Source organism: Streptomyces sp. NPDC051576 (assembly GCF_040681835.1).
GTDB lineage: Bacteria > Actinomycetota > Actinomycetes > Streptomycetales > Streptomycetaceae > Streptomyces.
This window is the reverse complement of the sequence record NZ_JBFAZO010000006.1, coordinates 114,903-131,375: the sequence shown is the minus strand read 5'-3', so window position 1 is coordinate 131,375 and position 16,473 is coordinate 114,903. Positions and strand designations below refer to the sequence as shown.

General features: G+C 70.4%; 10 protein-coding genes. 6 read left to right on the top strand and 4 right to left on the bottom strand.

The genetic code is table 11. The features are described from left to right. Nucleotides 1-119: 119 nt before the first annotated feature. Both ppdK and AB0M63_RS21265 read right to left on the bottom strand, forming a co-directional pair. Complete coding sequence (ppdK, locus tag AB0M63_RS21270) at nucleotides 120-2,840, bottom strand: pyruvate, phosphate dikinase (RefSeq protein ID WP_366020454.1); 2,721 nt, start codon at nucleotides 2,838-2,840, stop codon at nucleotides 120-122. A 417-nt stretch (nucleotides 2,841-3,257) separates the two neighbouring features. Further along, nucleotides 3,258-4,460 (bottom strand): ROK family protein, encoded by a 1,203-nt coding sequence (locus AB0M63_RS21265; RefSeq protein WP_366020453.1) that lies wholly within the window; start codon nucleotides 4,458-4,460, stop codon nucleotides 3,258-3,260. 120 nt (nucleotides 4,461-4,580) lie between these two features. On the opposite strand from AB0M63_RS21265, the gene AB0M63_RS21260 reads away from it, so the two are divergent. From AB0M63_RS21260 to AB0M63_RS21250, 3 genes are all read left to right on the top strand, one after another. After that, entirely contained in the window at nucleotides 4,581-6,062 is a 1,482-nt protein-coding gene (locus AB0M63_RS21260) for a hypothetical protein (RefSeq protein WP_355914101.1), read from the top strand. Next, nucleotides 6,059-7,996 (top strand): glycogen debranching N-terminal domain-containing protein, encoded by a 1,938-nt coding sequence (locus AB0M63_RS21255; protein WP_366020452.1) that lies wholly within the window; start codon nucleotides 6,059-6,061, stop codon nucleotides 7,994-7,996. Before AB0M63_RS21260 ends, AB0M63_RS21255 begins: the two co-directional genes overlap by 4 nt. Before the next feature lie 1,278 nt (nucleotides 7,997-9,274). Then, nucleotides 9,275-10,843 (top strand): sulfatase-like hydrolase/transferase, encoded by a 1,569-nt coding sequence (locus AB0M63_RS21250; RefSeq protein WP_366020698.1) that lies wholly within the window; start codon nucleotides 9,275-9,277, stop codon nucleotides 10,841-10,843. A gap of 14 nt (nucleotides 10,844-10,857) precedes the next feature. On the opposite strand, the gene dusB is transcribed toward AB0M63_RS21250, so the two are convergent. Then, the gene (gene dusB / locus AB0M63_RS21245) at nucleotides 10,858-12,036 is read right to left on the bottom strand and encodes a tRNA dihydrouridine synthase DusB (RefSeq protein ID WP_366020451.1); all 1,179 of its coding nucleotides are present in this window, start codon (nucleotides 12,034-12,036) and stop codon (nucleotides 10,858-10,860) included. 108 nt (nucleotides 12,037-12,144) lie between these two features. Here dusB and AB0M63_RS21240 point away from each other — a divergent pair, with 108 nt between their 5' ends. Then, nucleotides 12,145-13,590, top strand: a complete 1,446-nt coding sequence (locus AB0M63_RS21240; RefSeq protein ID WP_366020450.1) for an MFS transporter — start codon at nucleotides 12,145-12,147, stop codon at nucleotides 13,588-13,590. A gap of 88 nt (nucleotides 13,591-13,678) precedes the next feature. Here the strand turns inward: AB0M63_RS21240 and AB0M63_RS21235 are convergent, their stop codons facing one another. Continuing rightward, a complete protein-coding gene (locus AB0M63_RS21235) occupies nucleotides 13,679-14,566 on the bottom strand; it encodes a helix-turn-helix transcriptional regulator (RefSeq protein ID WP_366020449.1) in 888 nt (295 codons plus the stop codon). Between the two features lie 101 nt (nucleotides 14,567-14,667). Here AB0M63_RS21235 and AB0M63_RS21230 point away from each other — a divergent pair, with 101 nt between their 5' ends. Both AB0M63_RS21230 and AB0M63_RS21225 read left to right on the top strand, forming a co-directional pair. Further along, nucleotides 14,668-16,095, top strand: coding sequence for an MFS transporter (locus AB0M63_RS21230; RefSeq protein WP_366020448.1), 1,428 nt, complete (start codon nucleotides 14,668-14,670; stop codon nucleotides 16,093-16,095). A gap of 130 nt (nucleotides 16,096-16,225) precedes the next feature. Continuing rightward, nucleotides 16,226-16,432, top strand: a complete 207-nt coding sequence (locus AB0M63_RS21225) for a hypothetical protein (RefSeq protein ID WP_366020447.1) — start codon at nucleotides 16,226-16,228, stop codon at nucleotides 16,430-16,432. The last annotated feature ends 41 nt before the right edge of the window (nucleotides 16,433-16,473 follow it).

Genomic DNA, 16,473 nt, shown 5'->3' with positions numbered 1-16,473 from the left:
GCCAACTCCGCGATGCCGAAGGGGCGGCACCCCCGCACAGGGTGCCGCCCCTTCTGGTGTGCCGGAACCGTCGCCGGGTCGGTGAGGGTCAGGATGACCGGCGGCGGTTCCGGGGTCGGTCAGCGGTGGTCGCTGCCCTGTGCCGCGCAGGCAGCCCGGCCCGCTTCCAGCCGCGCCACCGGGATGCGGAACGGCGAGCAGGAGACGTAGTCCAGTCCCACCTCGTGGAAGAAGTGGACCGACTCGGGGTCGCCGCCGTGTTCGCCGCAGACGCCGAGCTTGAGGTCGGGGCGGGTCTCGCGGCCGGCCTTCGCCGCGAGTTGGACCAGGGAGCCGACGCCGTCGCGGTCGATCGTCTCGAACGGGCTGACGCCGAAGATGCCCTTCTCCAGGTAGGCGGTGAAGAAGGAGGCCTCTACGTCGTCGCGGCTGAAGCCCCACACCGTCTGGGTGAGGTCGTTCGTGCCGAAGGAGAAGAACTCGGCCGCCTCGGCGATCTGGCCCGCCGTGAGGGCCGCTCGCGGGAGTTCGATCATCGTGCCGATGGACAGCTTGAGCTGGGTGCCGGTCGCGGCCTCCACCTCGGCGACGACCTGGTCGGCCTCCTCGCGGACGATCTCCAGCTCCTGGACCGTGCCGACGAGCGGGATCATGATCTCGGCGCGCGGGTCGCCCTTGGCCGCCTTGCGTTCGGCCGCCGCCTCGGCGATCGCCCGTACCTGCATGGTGAACAGGCCGGGGATGACCAGGCCGAGGCGTACGCCTCGCAGGCCCAGCATCGGGTTCTGCTCGTGCAGGCGGTGCACCGCCTGGAGGAGGCGCAGGTCGTTCTCGTGGGACTCCTGGCGGGACTCCGCGAGGGCGACGCGGACCGACAACTCCGTGATGTCCGGGAGGAATTCGTGCAGCGGCGGGTCCAACAGGCGGACGGTGACCGGGAGTCCGTCCATCGCCTTGAACAGCTCGACGAAGTCCGCCTTCTGGAGCGGCAGCAGCCCCTTCAGGGACTCCTCGCGCTCGGCCTCCGTGTCGGCCAGGATCAGCCGTTCCACCAGTTCGCGGCGGTCGCCGAGGAACATGTGCTCCGTACGGCACAGGCCGATGCCCTGGGCGCCGAAACGGCGGGCGCGCAGCGCGTCCTCGGCGTTGTCGGCGTTGGCGCGCACCCGCAGGCGGCGCATCCGGTCGGCGAACCCGATGATCCGGTGCACGGCCTCGACCAGTTCGTCGGCGTCGTCGGCGCCCGCGTGCATCCGGCCCTCGAAGTACTCCACGACGGGGGACGGCACGACCGGGACCTCGCCCAGGTACACCTTGCCGCTGGACCCGTCGATGGAGATGACGTCGCCCTCCTCGACGACGTGCCCGCCGGGGACCGTCATCCGGCGCCGCTTGGTGTCGACCTCAAGCTCCTCCGCGCCACAGACACAGGTCTTGCCCATGCCGCGCGCGACGACGGCCGCGTGGGAGGTCTTGCCGCCGCGTGAGGTGAGGATGCCCTCGGCCGCGATCATGCCGTCGAGGTCGTCGGGGTTGGTCTCGCGGCGGACGAGGATGACCTTCTCGCCGGAACGCGACCACTTCACGGCCGTGTACGAGTCGAAGACCGCCTTGCCGACGGCCGCGCCCGGCGAGGCCGCGATGCCCCGGCCGACCTGCTGGACCTTGGCCTCGTCGTCGAAGCGCGGGAACATCAACTGCGCCAACTGGGCGCCGGTGACGCGCTGGAGGGCCTCCGCCTCGTCGATGAGCCCCTGGTCGACGAGCTGGGTGGCGATCCGGAAGGCGGCACCGGCGGTGCGCTTGCCGACGCGGGTCTGGAGCATCCACAACTGGCCGCGCTCGATGGTGAACTCGATGTCGCAGAGATCCTTGTAGTGGTTCTCCAGGGTCTCCATGATCCGCATGAGCTGGTCGTACGACGTCTTGTCGATCTGCTCCAGCTCCGCGAGCGGGACGGTGTTGCGGATGCCCGCGACGACGTCCTCGCCCTGGGCGTTCTGGAGGTAGTCGCCGTAGACGCCCTGGTGGCCGGAGGCGGGGTCGCGGGTGAAGGCGACGCCGGTGCCCGAGTCGGGGCCGAGGTTGCCGAAGACCATCGAGCAGACGTTGACGGCGGTGCCGAGGTCGTGCGGGATGCGTTCCTGGCGGCGGTAGAGCTTGGCGCGGTCGGTGTTCCAGGAGTCGAAGACCGCGTGGATGGCGAGGTCCATCTGCTCGCGCGGGTCCTGCGGGAAGTCGCGGCCGGCCTCGGCCTTGACGATCCGCTTGAAGCGGGTGACCAGCTTCTTCAGGTCGGCCGCGTCCAGCTCGGTGTCGACCGTGACCTTCTTGGTCTCCTTGGCCTTGTCGAGGGCCTCCTCGAAGAGGTCGCCGTCGACGCCGAGAACGGTCTTGCCGAACATCTGGATCAGGCGGCGGTAGGAGTCCCACGCGAAGCGCTCGTCGCCGGCCTGCTTCGCCAGGCCCTGCACGGACTTGTCCGAGAGGCCGATGTTCAGGACGGTGTCCATCATGCCGGGCATGGAGAACTTCGCCCCGGAACGCACCGATACGAGGAGGGGGTCGTCGGCCTGCCCGAGCTTCTTGCTCATGGTCGCTTCGAGGGCGTCGAGATGTGCGCTCACCTCGTCACGCAGTGCCGCCGGCTCCTCGCCGCTGTCGAGGTAGGTCTTGCAGGCCTCGGTGGTGATGGTGAAACCCGGAGGGACGGGAAGGCCCAGGTTCGTCATCTCGGCGAGGTTGGCACCCTTGCCGCCGAGGAGGTCCTTGAGGTCCTTGTTTCCCTCGGTGAAGTCGTAGACGAACTTCACTACGTGGGGTTCTTTGTTTTCCGACACGGGTCTCGACTCCTCGGGACGCGGGTGGCTGCCCTGACGGCCAGGAACATACCCAGATCGAAGGCGCCTGGGTACGTCCACTTGCATGTCATGCGTCCGTAACCAGTCGTCCGCCAGCGGATCCAAAGTCAAAGCTTGACAAGCGATGGCCGCCGTTTGTTTTCACTTCTTGAACGCAACGCCGCCCAAAGGCGGGATTAGCCGCTCACCTGAGCGGGTTGCGGCTCGCCTGTTTTCGATCGATGAACGATCAAGGGGTGGCACGGAGTGCCACCCCTTGGAGAAGTGCAGCCGCGCAAGATCCGCTCACCTGAGCGCCGCCCTTATCAAAGGTGGCGAGAATCACGCTTCCACACCCGGCCGGATTTCACCATGCGGACGGCCGGCCGGACCGGTCCCGGAACGGAAACGCGGACGTCACATGCCCAGCGCGAGCAGCCGCTCCTCGACCCGCTCCGGCGCGTACAGATGCTCCACGACCAGCGCCCCGGCCCCCACCAGACCGGCCCGCTCACCGAGCGCCGAGGTGACGACCTCCAGATGAGCGGTGGAGCGCGGCAGCGCCCGCTGGTACAGCAGCTCCCGTACGCCGGTGAGGAAGGGCGTTCCGGCCAGGTCCCCCGCGATCATCAGCACGCCGGGGTTGAGCAGCGTCACCACGGTCGCCAGGACGTCCCCGACGCTCCGCCCGGCCTCCCGCGCCAGCGCCATCGCCTCCGGGTGCCCGGACGCGAGCAGATCCCGTACGTCCGAGCCGGAGGCCGCGCGCACCCCGGCCTCCGCGAGCCGCCGCGCCACGGCACCACCGCTCGCCACGGCCGCGAGACAGCCGTAGGAGCCGCACCGGCACTGCGCCCCCGCGCCCTCGGGGACCCGGATGTGGCCGATGTCCCCCGCTCCCCCGTCGATGCCCCGGAAGATGGAGCCGCCGACGACGACCCCGGCGCCGATGCCCGTGGACACCTTGACCAGGACGAAGGCCGAGCAGTCGGGGTGGCCGGTGCGCTGTTCGCCGTAGGCCATGAGGTTGGCGTCGTTGTCGACGAGGACCGGCACTCTGGGGGCGCCGGTGTGTTCCGTGAAGGCCCGGGCCAGGCGGCCTCTTATGTCGTAGCCGTCCCAGCCGGGCATGATCGGCGGCTGGACGACCCGGCCGGTCTCGCTGTCGACGGGCCCGGGGACCGCGAGTCCGATGCCGCAGACCTCGGACGGCCGGTGGCCGGCCTTCTCCAGCAACTCGGCGAACCAGCGGCCGAGTTCACCGAGTACGACGTCCGGGCCGTCCTCGATGACCAGCGTGCCGCCGTGCTCGGCGAGGATCTCGCCGGTGAGGGTGAGGACGCACGCGCGCGCGTGGCGGGTGTCCAGGTCCGCCGCGAGGACCACGGCATGGGCGTCGTCGAATTCGAGGGTGATCGAGGGTCTGCCGCCCAGCGGGGAGCCCACCGGGCCGCCCGCGCCCTCGCGCAGCCAGCCCGCGCGGAAGAGCCGCTCCAGGCGCTGACCGACGGTCGCGCGGGAGAGTCCCGTCACCTGTTGGAGGGCGCCGCGGGTCGTGGCGCGCCCGGTCCGCACCAGTTCGAGCAGATCTCCGGCGCTCGCCTGACCTCGTCCCGTCATGCGCACCCCCTTGTGTTTCTCAACCCTGCATTACATATTGAGTTTTGCGTGTTAAATAGACGTAACCCTACGGTAGCCAAGACCGAACCGGTCGGCACGACGTCTTTCGTGGAGCCCCGAGTGGATCGCACTGCCCAGCTCACCGTCCTGCCCGCGGAGCGCGACCTCGTATACGATCCGCCATCCTTGTCCGGTTCGCCGCACCTCAGGGCGGCCGCCGTCCTGGAAGGGAACTGGACGGGAGCGTCCACGGTCCCCTCCCGCGGCCTGTATCCGCACCAGTGGTCCTGGGACTCCGCGTTCATCGCGATCGGGCTGCGGCACCTGTCGCCGCTGCGGGCGCAGACGGAGCTGGAGACGCTGCTCGCCGCCCAGTGGGGCGACGGCCGGATCCCGCACATCGTCTTCAACCCCTCCGTACCGCTCGACGCGTACTTCCCGAGCCCCGACTTCTGGCGCTCCTCGACCGCGGGGCGCGCAGCGGGCGCCCCGCGCACCGTACAGACCTCGGGCATCGTGCAGCCACCGGTGCACGCGCTCGCCGCCTGGCTGGTGCACCGCGCCGACCCGGGTCTCTCCCGCGCGCGCGGCTTCCTCGCCGGTGTGTATCCCCGGCTGGCGGCCTGGCACCGCTATCTGCTGCACCGGCGGGACCTGGGCGGGGGCGGGCTCGCGTCCGTCGTGCACCCCTGGGAACAGGGTATGGACAACAGCCCTTGCTGGGACGCCCCGTTGAGCCGGATCACCCCGGCCCCGGCCCGCTCCTTCCGCCGCGCCGACCTCGACCACGGAGCGGCCGAGGACCGGCCCACGGACCTCGACTACGGCCGTTACGTACGCCTCGCGACGGACTACCGGGACGGCGAATACGCCGACGGAGCAAGCGAGTTCGCGGTGGAGGACCCGTCCTTCAACGCCCTTCTCATCGCCTCCGAGCACGCACTCGCCCGTATCGCACGGGAGTTGGGCGCGACGGGCACGGCCCGGCACGCGCGCGCGGAGCGGTTGACGGGCGTGCTGGTCGAGCGGCTGTGGGACCCGGCGGAGGGCATGTTCTTCTGCCGGGACGTACGGGGCGAGGGCCTGATCCCCGAGCGGAGCGTCTCCGGCCTCATCCCGCTCCTGCTCCCCGACCTGCCCCGGGACATCGCCTCGGCGCTCGTCCGTACGGCGTCCGGCCCGCACTTCGGCCTCGGCGACAGCACCGAACTCCCGCCCAGCTACGACCTGTTGGGCGAGGCCTTCGATCCGCACCGGTACTGGCGCGGGCCGGCCTGGTTCAACACCAGCTGGCTGCTGGAGCGCGGCCTGCGGCTGCACGGCGAGCGGTCGCGCGCGGACGCGCTGCGGACGGCGTTCCTGAAGACCGCCGACGCCACCGACTTCGCCGAGTACGTCGACCCGTACGACGGCGAGGCGTGCGGCGCGACCGGCTTCAGCTGGACCGCAGCACTGACCCTCGATCTGCTCCACGAGCCCCCCGGACACGGCGTGTCCGGCACGGGTCTCGCCACGTTCGACATGCGTGACACCGAAGTGAACGGCACAGAGGCCAAGGCCGCCAAGGGAGTCAAGGGCGTCAAGGGAGGGGACCGGGGATGACGGACCGACACCATCTGCTCGTGCACGGCGGGACGTTCGCGGCCGTGGGCGACGGCGGGGACATCAGCGGCGTACGGGGCGGCAGTTCCCCGGACGGGTTATTCGTACGGGACGCCCGGCACCTGAGCCGTTGGCAGTTGACGGTCGACGGCGCGGTGCCCGAGGCGCTCACGCCCGTGTCCGACGGGGACATGGCGCGCTGTGTGCTGGTCCCGCGCGGTGGCCGGCAGGAGCCGCCCGCGCACACGCTCTTCCGTGAACAGGCCGTGAGCGACGGCGCGTTCGTCGAGTCGCTGAGGGTGACCAGCAACCGCCCGGTGCCGACGACGGTCCGGCTCGCGGTCACCGCGGACGCCGACTTCACGGACCAGTTCGAGCTCCGCTCCGACCACCGCACCTACACCAAGATCGGCGCCACCCGATCCCGCCAAGTCCTCGACGACGGCGTCGAGTTCGCCTACCAGCGCGGCGAATGGCGTTCCCTTACGACGGTCACGGCCGAGCCCGCTCCCGACAGCGTCGAGGAGACCGGCACCGGCGCCCGCCGCCTGGTGTGGACCCTGGACCTCGAACCGCACGGCACCGCCGAACTGGCCCTGCGCGTGATGGCCCGCCCGCACGGCGACAAACGGGCGCGGCGGGTACCCCGCTCCCCGGCCGCGCTGAACGATCAACTCCTCGCGCTGGAGGGGGAGTACATCGAGGGTGTCTCCTTCCCCACCGGCTGGCCGGAGCTGGCCGCCGCCTGCGCCCGGGGCCTGGCGGACCTGGCCGCGCTCCAGGTCCCGGCGACGGGCCCGGACGGCGAGGAGCTGCGGGTACCGGCGGCCGGGGCACCGTGGTTCCTGACCCTCCTGGGCAGGGACGCGCTGCTGACGTCGCTCTTCGCACTCCCCTACCGCCCCCAACTCGCCGCCGCCACACTGCCGGCGCTCGCGGCGACGCAGGCGACGGCCGTGGGCCCGGAGTCGGTGTCGCAGCCCGGCAAGATCGTGCACGAGGTGCGGCACGGTGAGTTGGCGCACTTCGGGCAGGTGCCGTACGGGCGTTACTACGGCTCGGTGGACGCGACCCCGCTGTTCCTGGTGTTGCTCGGCACATATGTCGAGCAGACCGGCGATACGGCCCTGGCCCGCCGCCTGGAGCCCAACGCCCGTGCCGCGATCGGCTGGATGCTGGACCACGGCGGCCTGACCTCGCGGGGCTATCTGGTCTACCGCGCCGACCAGGGCGGCCTCGCCAACCAGAACTGGAAGGACTCCCCCGGCGCCATCTGCGGGGCCGACGGGGTCCGCGCGAGCGGTCCGGTCATGGCGGCGGGCGCGCAGGGATACGCGTACGACGCGCTCCGCCGTACGGCGTGGGTCGCGCGGACGGTGTGGGAGGACGAGACGTACGGGGCCCTCTTGGAACAGGCGGCGGCCGATCTGCGGGACCGTTTCCAGCGGGACTTCTGGATGCGGGACCACTCCTTCCCGGCGCTGGCCCTGGACGGCGAGGGCCGCCAAGTCGACGCGCTGGCATCCGACGCGGGCCACCTGCTGTGGTCCGGCCTCCTCGACAAGGAGTACGGCGAACTGGTCGGCCGCAGACTCCTCGCACCGGACTTCTTCTCCGGCTGGGGCGTCCGCACGCTGGCCTCCGGCCAAGCGGCCTACCACCCCCTGTCGTACCACCGGGGTTCGGTCTGGCCGCACGACAACGCGCTGATCACCCTGGGCCTGGCCCGCTACGGCCTGCACGACGAGGCCCGTACGGTCGCCCACGCGCTGGTCGACGCGGCGACGGCGGCCGGCCACCGCCTCCCGGAGGTCCTCGCGGGCTACGGCCGCGACACCCACCCGGGGCCGGTTCCGTACCCGCACGCGTGCGTGCGTGAGTCACGGTCGGCGGCGGCGCCATTGGCGCTGCTCACGGCGGTCGGGGGCGCGTGACACAACGGTGATAAGGCGTTTGCCGGGTGTTTGCCCAGTTCCGTGAACGGGCGCATGAGGCAACTCGTACGGAATGACGGCGGCCCTGCCTCCCCGTAAGGGTCGCCGCTCCGATCACGGGCTCCGCATGGAAGGACCTTCGGGTTGCCTCAGCACACGAGCACACGCCAGACACCGAACACGGCCGGGGCAGCCGATGGCAAGGTACTGCCGCCGGACAACGACACGGACGCTACGCCGACACCGGGTGGCGCGATAGCCACGGAGGAGGCTGCGCCGGTCGCGGTTTCCACGGGCGGCGAGGGTAAGTCCGGGGTGGGTGAGAGGGCTTCGGCCGGGGTGGACAGTAAGTCCGCTGTCGGGGCTGAGGCTTCGGCGAAGCTGGAGAGCACGTCCGGGGACGGTGCCGGGACTTCAACGAAGCCGAAGAGCACATCCGGGGACGGTGCCGGGACTTCAACGAAGCCGAAGAGCACATCCGGGGCCGATGCCGAGACTTCGGCGGGCGCGGAGGGCTCGACCGGGCTTTCCGGGGGCGCGGAGACGGAGGCCGACTCCGCCACCGGCGCCGAGCCACAGGCCGGCCCTTCGGCGAACGTCGAGAGAGGGACCAAGGCCGCGAGCTCCTCCGGAGGCAAGGCCGAGGCCGACCTTGCCGCAGGAGCGGAGGCCCACGCTCACGCGGGCCCGAAGACGGAAGCCGGACTGCCGGCCGGCCCCAAGCGCAGGACCGAGCCCCCGGCGGGCGTCGAGACCAAGGTCGCAACCTCTGCGGGTGCGGAGACCGAGGACGGTTCCTCTGCCGGCGCCAAGGCCAACGGCAGCTCTTCTGCCGGCCCCGAGGACGAGGATGGTTCTTCTCCCGCCGCTGAGACCGAACCGGCCGAAGGCGCCTCGGACGAGAGGCCCGTAGACGCGCACCCCGGACTTCCGGAAGAGGCCGCGCCCGCAACCGTGTCCGATGCCGTGGAGTCCCGGAGCGCTGAGGACACCGAAGACCTCGACGCCGAGGCCCCCGAGAAGGCCACCGCGAGCGTCCCAGCCGGCGAAACCGAAGCCTCGCCCACCGAAACGGCCCCCGCCGACCAAGGCCTCACCCCTGACCCCACCGATTCCACCACCCCCCGCCCCACCCGCCCCAGCCCCCGCTCCTGGAGCAGTCGGCTCGGGCTGCGGCGGCGTGTGCGGGCCTGGCGGGAGAAGCATCCCGTAGCCGCTCTCACGCTCTCCTGGGTCCTCACCTTCCTTGCCGCCGTGCTCGTCTACATCTGCCTGGAGATGCCGAACACCCTGGGCCAGTTGCGGCTCATGGAGTTCGCGCGGATACCCGCGGAGGCGATCATGGCGGCGGTGATCCTGCTGAGCCTGCCGCGTCGGGCGCGGATCGTCCTGGCCGCGTGCTTCGGCGCTCTCGTCGGCGCCATCGCGGTGCTGAACATGTTCGACATGGGCTTCAACGAATACCTGGGCCGGCACTTCAACATCATCCTGGACTGGAGCCTGTTCGGGGACGCCCGCGGATATCTGAAGGACACCTTCGGCGGGACGGCCACGCAGTTCATCACGGTCGCGGTGATCGCCCTCATCGTCGTGCTGATCGTCCTCGTCGCGCTGGCGATGGTCCGGCTGAGCAACGTGCTCGTCACCTACAAGGCCCACGCGACCCGGAGCACCCTGATCGCCGGCACGGTCTGGATCACCTGCTCCGCGTTCGCCCTGGAGTTCCACGGCATCCCGCTCGCCGCCGACCACACGGCCGGCGTCATCAAGTACCAGGTGCGGGCGATGCAGGAAACCCTGCGCGACGAGGCGGAGTTCAAGAAGGTGGCCAAGGTCGACGCCTTCGGCAACACCCCGGGCAGCCAGCTCGTCCCGGACCTGCGCGGCAAGGACATGATCTTCACCTTCATCGAGAGCTACGGCCGTAGCGCGATCGAGGACCCGATCATGGCGCCCGGCGTCGACTCGACCCTCGCCGCCGACACCAAGGCGCTGTCGAAGGCGGGCTTCGCCGCGAAGAGCGGCTGGCTGACGTCGGCTACGTACGGCGGCAGCAGCTGGCTCGGCCACTCCACGACCATGTCGGGCCTGTGGGTCAGCAACCAGCAGCGCTACCGCACGGTGATGGCCAGCGACCACCTGAGCCTGACCGACGCCTTCAAGAAGACCGGCGACTTCGACACGGTCGGGGTGATGCCGGGTGTGCAGAAGGGCTGGCCCGAGCAGAGCTTCTACGGCCTCGACAAGGTCTACAACGCCTTCCAACTGGGCTACCAGGGACCGAAGTTCAGCTGGTCGACGATGCCCGACCAGTACGCGCTCCAGCAGTTCCAGAACCAGGTGCACAGCAAGCCCCGCACCGACGGCAAGTCGCTGATGTCGATGATCATCCTGACCTCCAGCCACCAGCCGTGGGCGCCGATCCCGAAGCTCGTGCCGTGGGACAAGCTGGGCAACGGTTCGATCTTCGACTCGATCGAGAAGGCCGGCAACAAGGCGTCCGACGTCATCGCCAACACCACCAAGTCCCGCCAGGAGTACGGCAAGTCGATCCAGTACTCGGTGAACTCCCTCACCCAGTGGCTGGAGCGCTACGGCAACGACAACACCGTGCTGGTCTTCCTCGGCGACCACCAGCCGATCTCCCGGGTCAGCGGCAGCCACGCCAGCCGTGACGTCCCGATCTCGATCGTCGCCAAGGACCCCAAGGTCCTTGAGAAGATCGACAGTTGGAACTGGACCGACGGCCTGCGCCCCGCGCACAACGCCCCGGTGTGGAAGATGAGCGCGTTCCGCGACAAGTTCCTCACGGCGTACGGCTCGACGCCCCACCCGAAGAAGAACTGACCGACGAACGGGTATCAGCCCCCGGACGTGTCCAGTTCCGCGTCCTCGCCGATCCCCGCGCAGTCGTACGGGTCCTTCAGCCAACCGTCCGGCAACACCACCCTGTTGTTGCCGGACGTACGGCCGCGGGGCCCGTCCGCGCCCACCGGCCAGGGCTGGTCGAGGTCCAACTCGTCCAGGCCGGAGCGGAGTTCGGCGAGCGACGACGTGATGGCGAGGCGCTTGCGCATCTCGCTGCCGACCGCGAAGCCCTTGAGGTACCAGGCGACGTGCTTGCGGAAGTCGATGACTCCGCGCGCCTCGTCCCCGATCCACTCACCGAGCAGGGTCGCGTGCCGCACCATGATGGCGGCGACCTCGCGCAACGACGGCTTTAGACTGCATCCATCAGCGCCTCCGGCACGGGCCCGTTCCCGCCCCTCGAACGCGGCCACGAGGTCGGCGAACAGCCACGGCCGCCCAAGGCAGCCGCGCCCGACCACGACCCCGTCGCACCCGGTCTCCCGCACCATCCGCACCGCGTCCTGCGCCGACCAGATGTCGCCGTTGCCGAGCACGGGGATCTCCGGCACATGCTCCTTCAGCCGGGCGATCGCGTCCCAGTCGGCGGTGCCGCCGTAGTGCTGGGCGGCGGTGCGGCCGTGCAGGGCGATGGAGGTGACGCCCTCCTCGACGGCGATGCGGCCGGCGTCGAGGAAGGTGATGTGGTCGTCGTCGATGCCCTTGCGCATCTTCATGGTGACGGGCAGGTCCCCGGCCCCGCTGACGGCCTCCTTGAGGATCGCCCGCAGCAGGTTCCGCTTGTACGGCAGCGCGGAGCCGCCGCCCTTGCGGGTGACCTTCGGCACAGGACAGCCGAAGTTGAGGTCGATGTGGTCGGCGAGGTCCTCCTCCGCGATCATGCGGACGGCCTTGCCGACGGTCGCCGGGTCCACGCCGTACAACTGGATCGAGCGCGGCTTCTCGGTCGCGTCGAAGTGGACCAGTTGCATGGTCTTCTCGTTGCGCTCGACCAGCGCCCGGGTCGTGATCATCTCGCTGACGAACAGGCCCTTACCACCACTGAACTCCCTGCACAGGGTGCGGAAGGGCGCGTTGGTGATCCCGGCCATGGGGGCCAGGACGACGGGCGGCGAGACGGTGTGCGGGCCGATCCGCAGGGGGGACACAGGCAGGGACACGGGCGTGGACATTGCTCCATTGTCCCGCACGGCGCCGACTGCCCGTGCCTGTCCCCGTCCGAAGATCGTGCAGTGGTCATTAGTTAGACGCACTATCGAGTTTCGCGTACGATGGTGCGCATGCCCGAGCTCAGCCACCGCCGCCGCATGCTGGTGCTCGCGATCTGCTGCATGAGTCTGCTGATCGTGAGCCTGGACGTGACCATTCTGAACGTCGCCCTGCCCGCGATGCAGACCGATCTGCACGCGAGCACCTCCGGCCTTCAGTGGACGATCGACGCGTACACCCTGGTCCTGGCCTCGCTGCTGATGCTGGCGGGCTCCACCGCCGACCGGATCGGCCGCAAGCGGGTCTTCGTCGTCGGACTGGTGGTCTTCAGCCTCGGCTCACTGCTCTGCTCCCTCGCCCCCGACCTGGACGCGCTGATCTGGTTCCGCATGATCCAGGCCGTCGGCGGCTCGATGCTCAACCCCGTCGCGATGTCGATCATCACCAACACCTTCACCGAGCCGCGCGAGCGCGCCCGGGCGATCGGTGTGTGGGGTGCGGTCGTCGGCATATCGATGGCCGCCGGTCCGCTGATCGGCGGCCTGCTGGTGGACTCGGTCGGCTGGCGCTCGATCTTCTGGATCAACCTGCCGGTGGGCGTCGCCGCGCTGCTGCTCACCCTGAAGTTCATCCCCGAGTCCCGCGCGCCGAAGGCCCGCCGTGCCGACCCGGTCGGCCAGCTCCTGGTGATCGCCCTGTTCGGCTCCCTGACGTACGCGATCATCGAGGCGCCGGACTCCGGGTTCACCGCGATCCTGCCCTTCGCGCTGCTCGCGCTGGCCGCCCTCGCCGGTCTCCTCTGGTACGAACCGCGGCGCGACGAACCCCTCATCGACCTGCGCTTCTTCCGTTCGGCGCCATTCAGTGGGGCCACGGTGATCGCCATCAGCGCGTTCTCGGCGCTGGGCGGCTTCCTGTTCCTGTCCACGCTGTATCTGCAGAACGTGGTCGGTCTGGACGCGCTGCACGCGGGCCTGTGGATGCTGCCGATGGCCGTGCCCACGTTCCTGTGCGCACCGATCTCGGGGCGGCTGGTCGGCAGTCGGGGCCCGCGCATACCCCTGCTCATCGCGGGCTCCGCGATGACCGTGAGCGCGCTGCTGTTCGCCGGGTTCGAGGCGGAGACGTCCAGAGTCTCCCGGTTCATCGGGTACCTGCTGTTCGGCATCGGCTTCGGCTTCGTGAACGCGCCGATCACCAACACGGCGGTGTCCGGGATGCCCCGGGCCCAGGCGGGCGTCGCTGCGGCCGTCGCCTCCACCAGCCGGCAGTTGGGGCAGACGCTCGGAGTCGCGGTCGTCGGGGCCGTACTGGCATCCGGGGTGACGGCGTCGTCGTACAAGGACACGTTCGTGTCGGCGGCCCGGCCCGGGTGGTGGATTCTGGTGGCGTGCGGGCTGGCCGTGCTGGTGCTGGGGGCGGTGACGAGCGGGGTGTGGGCGCGGCGGACCGCCGAGCGTACGGCTGACGAGCTGTCGTCGGTCGAGGTACGCGAGGCGGCGGGGATCGGCGCCTAGCCACCTCACCGGAGCCGCCTGGTCACCTCACCCGGGACGCCCGGTCACCTCACCCGAGACGCCTGGTCACTTCACCCGAGACGCCCGGTCACCTCGCCCGAGCTATCGCGTGCAGCCTCTCCAAACGCTCCCGTGACTCCTCGTCCGCCGGTGCGTACGTCACCATCCTCGGGCCCCTCGCCGGGCCCAGCCACAGGTCGGTGTGGTCCACCGTGATGCGGCCGACGTGGGTGTTGCGGAACTCCTTGCGGCGGGGGCTGGCGCCCATCACCTCGTGGCGGTCCCAGACCTCGCAGAACTCGGGGGACTCCGTGCGCAGCCGCTTGAGCAGCGTCTTCCAGGTGGGGTCGGCGAGATGCTCGGCCATCGAGCCCCGGAAGCGGGCGGCCATGAGCCGCTGGCTCTTCTCCAGGTGCACGATCGAGGACCGCCACTCCTCGTGCGTGTAGGACAGGATCATGCAGTTGCGGTCCTCGGGCGGCACCGCGTCCAGGTCGCACAGCAGCATTCCGTAGGTGCGGTTGTAGGCGAGGATGTCGTAGCGGCCGTTCTGCAGACAGGCCGGGATCGGGTCCAACTGGTCCAGCATGGCCCGCAGGGCGGGGGTGACGACCGGGCATTCCGTCGCCGGTCGCGGGTCGTTCGCGTCGGCGAGCTGGAAGAGGTGGGCGCGCTCGCTCGGGTCGAGCAGCAGCGTGCGGGCCAGCGCGTCGAGGACCTGCACGGAGACCTGGATGTCCCGGGCCTGTTCGAGCCACGTGTACCAGGTGACCCCGACCGCGGCGAGCTGCGCGACCTCCTCGCGGCGCAGCCCCGGGGTACGGCGCCGGGTGCCGCGCGGCAGGCCGACCTGTTCGGGGGCGATGTGCTCGCGGCGGTGGCGCAGGAACGCGGCGAGTTCATGGCGCCGGATGGTGGACGCGGTCTGCGGAGTCGCTGTTCGCCCGGTCGCCGTCTCCTGTGCCATGGTCGTCATCGCTCCAGTCTGCCGCCGCCCGGACCCTGTTTCCAGGTAGTCCTGCTACCAGGATAAGGAGACTCTGGTACCAGTCTGGCCGGAGGCGCAGGCTCGACTGCGTGACCGAAACCATCACTTCCCGCACCGTCCGATCCCCGGCGGCGGCACCCGTGCTCGGCGGCCTCGGACTGTTCACGGTGCTGCTGGCCGCGGCGCTGCCCCTCATCGACTTCTTCATCGTCAACGTGGCCCTGCCGACCATCGGCAGGGACCTCTCGGCGAGCGAGGCTGTCCTCGAACTCGTCGTCGCCGGCTACGGAGTCTCGTACGCCGTGCTGCTCGTCCTCGGCGGCCGGCTCGGCGACCTGTTCGGCCGCCGCCGGCTCTTCCTCGGCGGTATGGCCGCCTTCGGCGTGACCTCGCTGGCCTGCGGCCTCGCACCCACCGCCTGGACGCTGGTCGCCGCGCGGATCGCGCAGGGCGTGGCGTCGGCCGCGATGCTCCCGCAGGTCCTCGCCACCATCCAGGCCGCGACCCAGGGCCCGCGCCGCGCCAGGGCAATGGGCCTGTACGGCGCGACCGCCGGCCTCGCCATGGTGGCCGGGCAGATCCTCGGCGGGGTCCTGGTCGCCGCCGACATCGCCGGTACCGGCTGGCGCGCGGTGTTCCTGGTGAACGTGCCGGTCGTCATCGTCGGCCTGGTCCTGGCCGCCAAGGTCGTACCGGAGACGCGTTCGCAGCATCCGGAGCCGATCGACGTCCCCGGCACCTTCCTGCTGGCCGCCTCCCTGCTGGCGCTGCTGGTGCCGCTGACCGAGGGCCGGGCGGCGGGCTGGCCGCTGTGGACGTGGCTGTCGCTGGCCGCGTTCCCGGGGATCGTGTCCGCGTTCTACGCGGTGGAGCGCAGGGCGGACCGGCAGGGCCGTACGCCGCTGGTGCCGCCGAGTCTGCTGGCGCTGACCTCGCTGCGGCGCGGTCTGGTGATGATCCTGCCGTTCGCGATGGGCTTCAGCGGGTTCATGTTCGTGATCGCGGTGGCGTTGCAGCGCGGGGCGGGTCTCGGCCCGGTCGCCGCGGGGCTTGCGCTGGTCCCGCTGGCGGTGACCTTCTTCTTCGCCTCGCTCGCCGGGCCGCGTCTGGTGGCCCGGTACGGCACCCGGGTCGTGACGGCCGGTTCCGTCATCCAGGCGGTGGGCCTGGGCCTGATCGTGCTGGCCGCGTGGCGCTCCTGGCCGCACCTCGGCTTTGTCGAACTGCTCCCCGGAGCGGCGGTCGCCGGCGCCGGTCAGGCGCTCCAACTGCCCATCATCTTCCGGATCATCCTGTCCGAGGTGCCGACGGCCCGGGCCGGTGTGGGCGCCGGCGTGATGGTCACCACCCAGCAGTCGGCGCTGGCGCTCGGCGTGGCCACGCTCGGCACCCTCTTCCTGTCGCTGATCCCGGGCATGGGCATGCGGGACGCCCTGGTGATCACGTTGTTGGCACAGCTGGCCGGGGTGGTGCTGACCGGGCTGCTCAGCCTGCGGCTGCCGCGCACGATCGGCTGACCGCCGGAGGACACCGGGGTCACACCGGGTCGCACCGGGGCTGACATGTTCACAGCTTGGACAACTCGTCGTGAATTGAGCCCTGTTGATGTTGGTCTTGCTGCACACTCCTTGCCGGAGGCGAGACATCATGCTGGAGATCAACACGAGCAAGGTGAGCCGCTGGGACCAGCACGGACGCGAGCATGTCGTCCGGGTGCTGCGCACCGGCGCGAAACGCATCATCAGTTGCGAGACGTGCGGCTGGAAGAAGAGCGCGCAGTTCCTGCCCTGGCTGAAGGCGCAGGAGCATCTCGCCGAGGAGCACCAGGCGACGGTGGACCCGTCCGACCACTGACCGGGGAGCCGGCCGGGGAGCGATGAGTTCGGGAGGCGAGG

What these genes read in the sequence shown, in the direction of transcription:
- AB0M63_RS21265 (WP_366020453.1), bottom strand. Translation starts at nt 4,460, where the DNA reads ATGACGGGACGAGGTCAGGCGAGCGCCGGAGATCTGCTCGAACTGGTG.
- AB0M63_RS21255 (WP_366020452.1), top strand. Translation starts at nt 6,059, where the DNA reads ATGACGGACCGACACCATCTGCTCGTGCACGGCGGGACGTTCGCGGCC.
- AB0M63_RS21250 (WP_366020698.1), top strand. Translation starts at nt 9,275, where the DNA reads ATGCCGAACACCCTGGGCCAGTTGCGGCTCATGGAGTTCGCGCGGATA.
- dusB (WP_366020451.1), bottom strand. Translation starts at nt 12,036, where the DNA reads ATGTCCACGCCCGTGTCCCTGCCTGTGTCCCCCCTGCGGATCGGCCCG.
- AB0M63_RS21240 (WP_366020450.1), top strand. Translation starts at nt 12,145, where the DNA reads ATGCCCGAGCTCAGCCACCGCCGCCGCATGCTGGTGCTCGCGATCTGC.
- AB0M63_RS21235 (WP_366020449.1), bottom strand. Translation starts at nt 14,566, where the DNA reads ATGACGACCATGGCACAGGAGACGGCGACCGGGCGAACAGCGACTCCG.
- AB0M63_RS21225 (WP_366020447.1), top strand. Translation starts at nt 16,226, where the DNA reads ATGCTGGAGATCAACACGAGCAAGGTGAGCCGCTGGGACCAGCACGGA.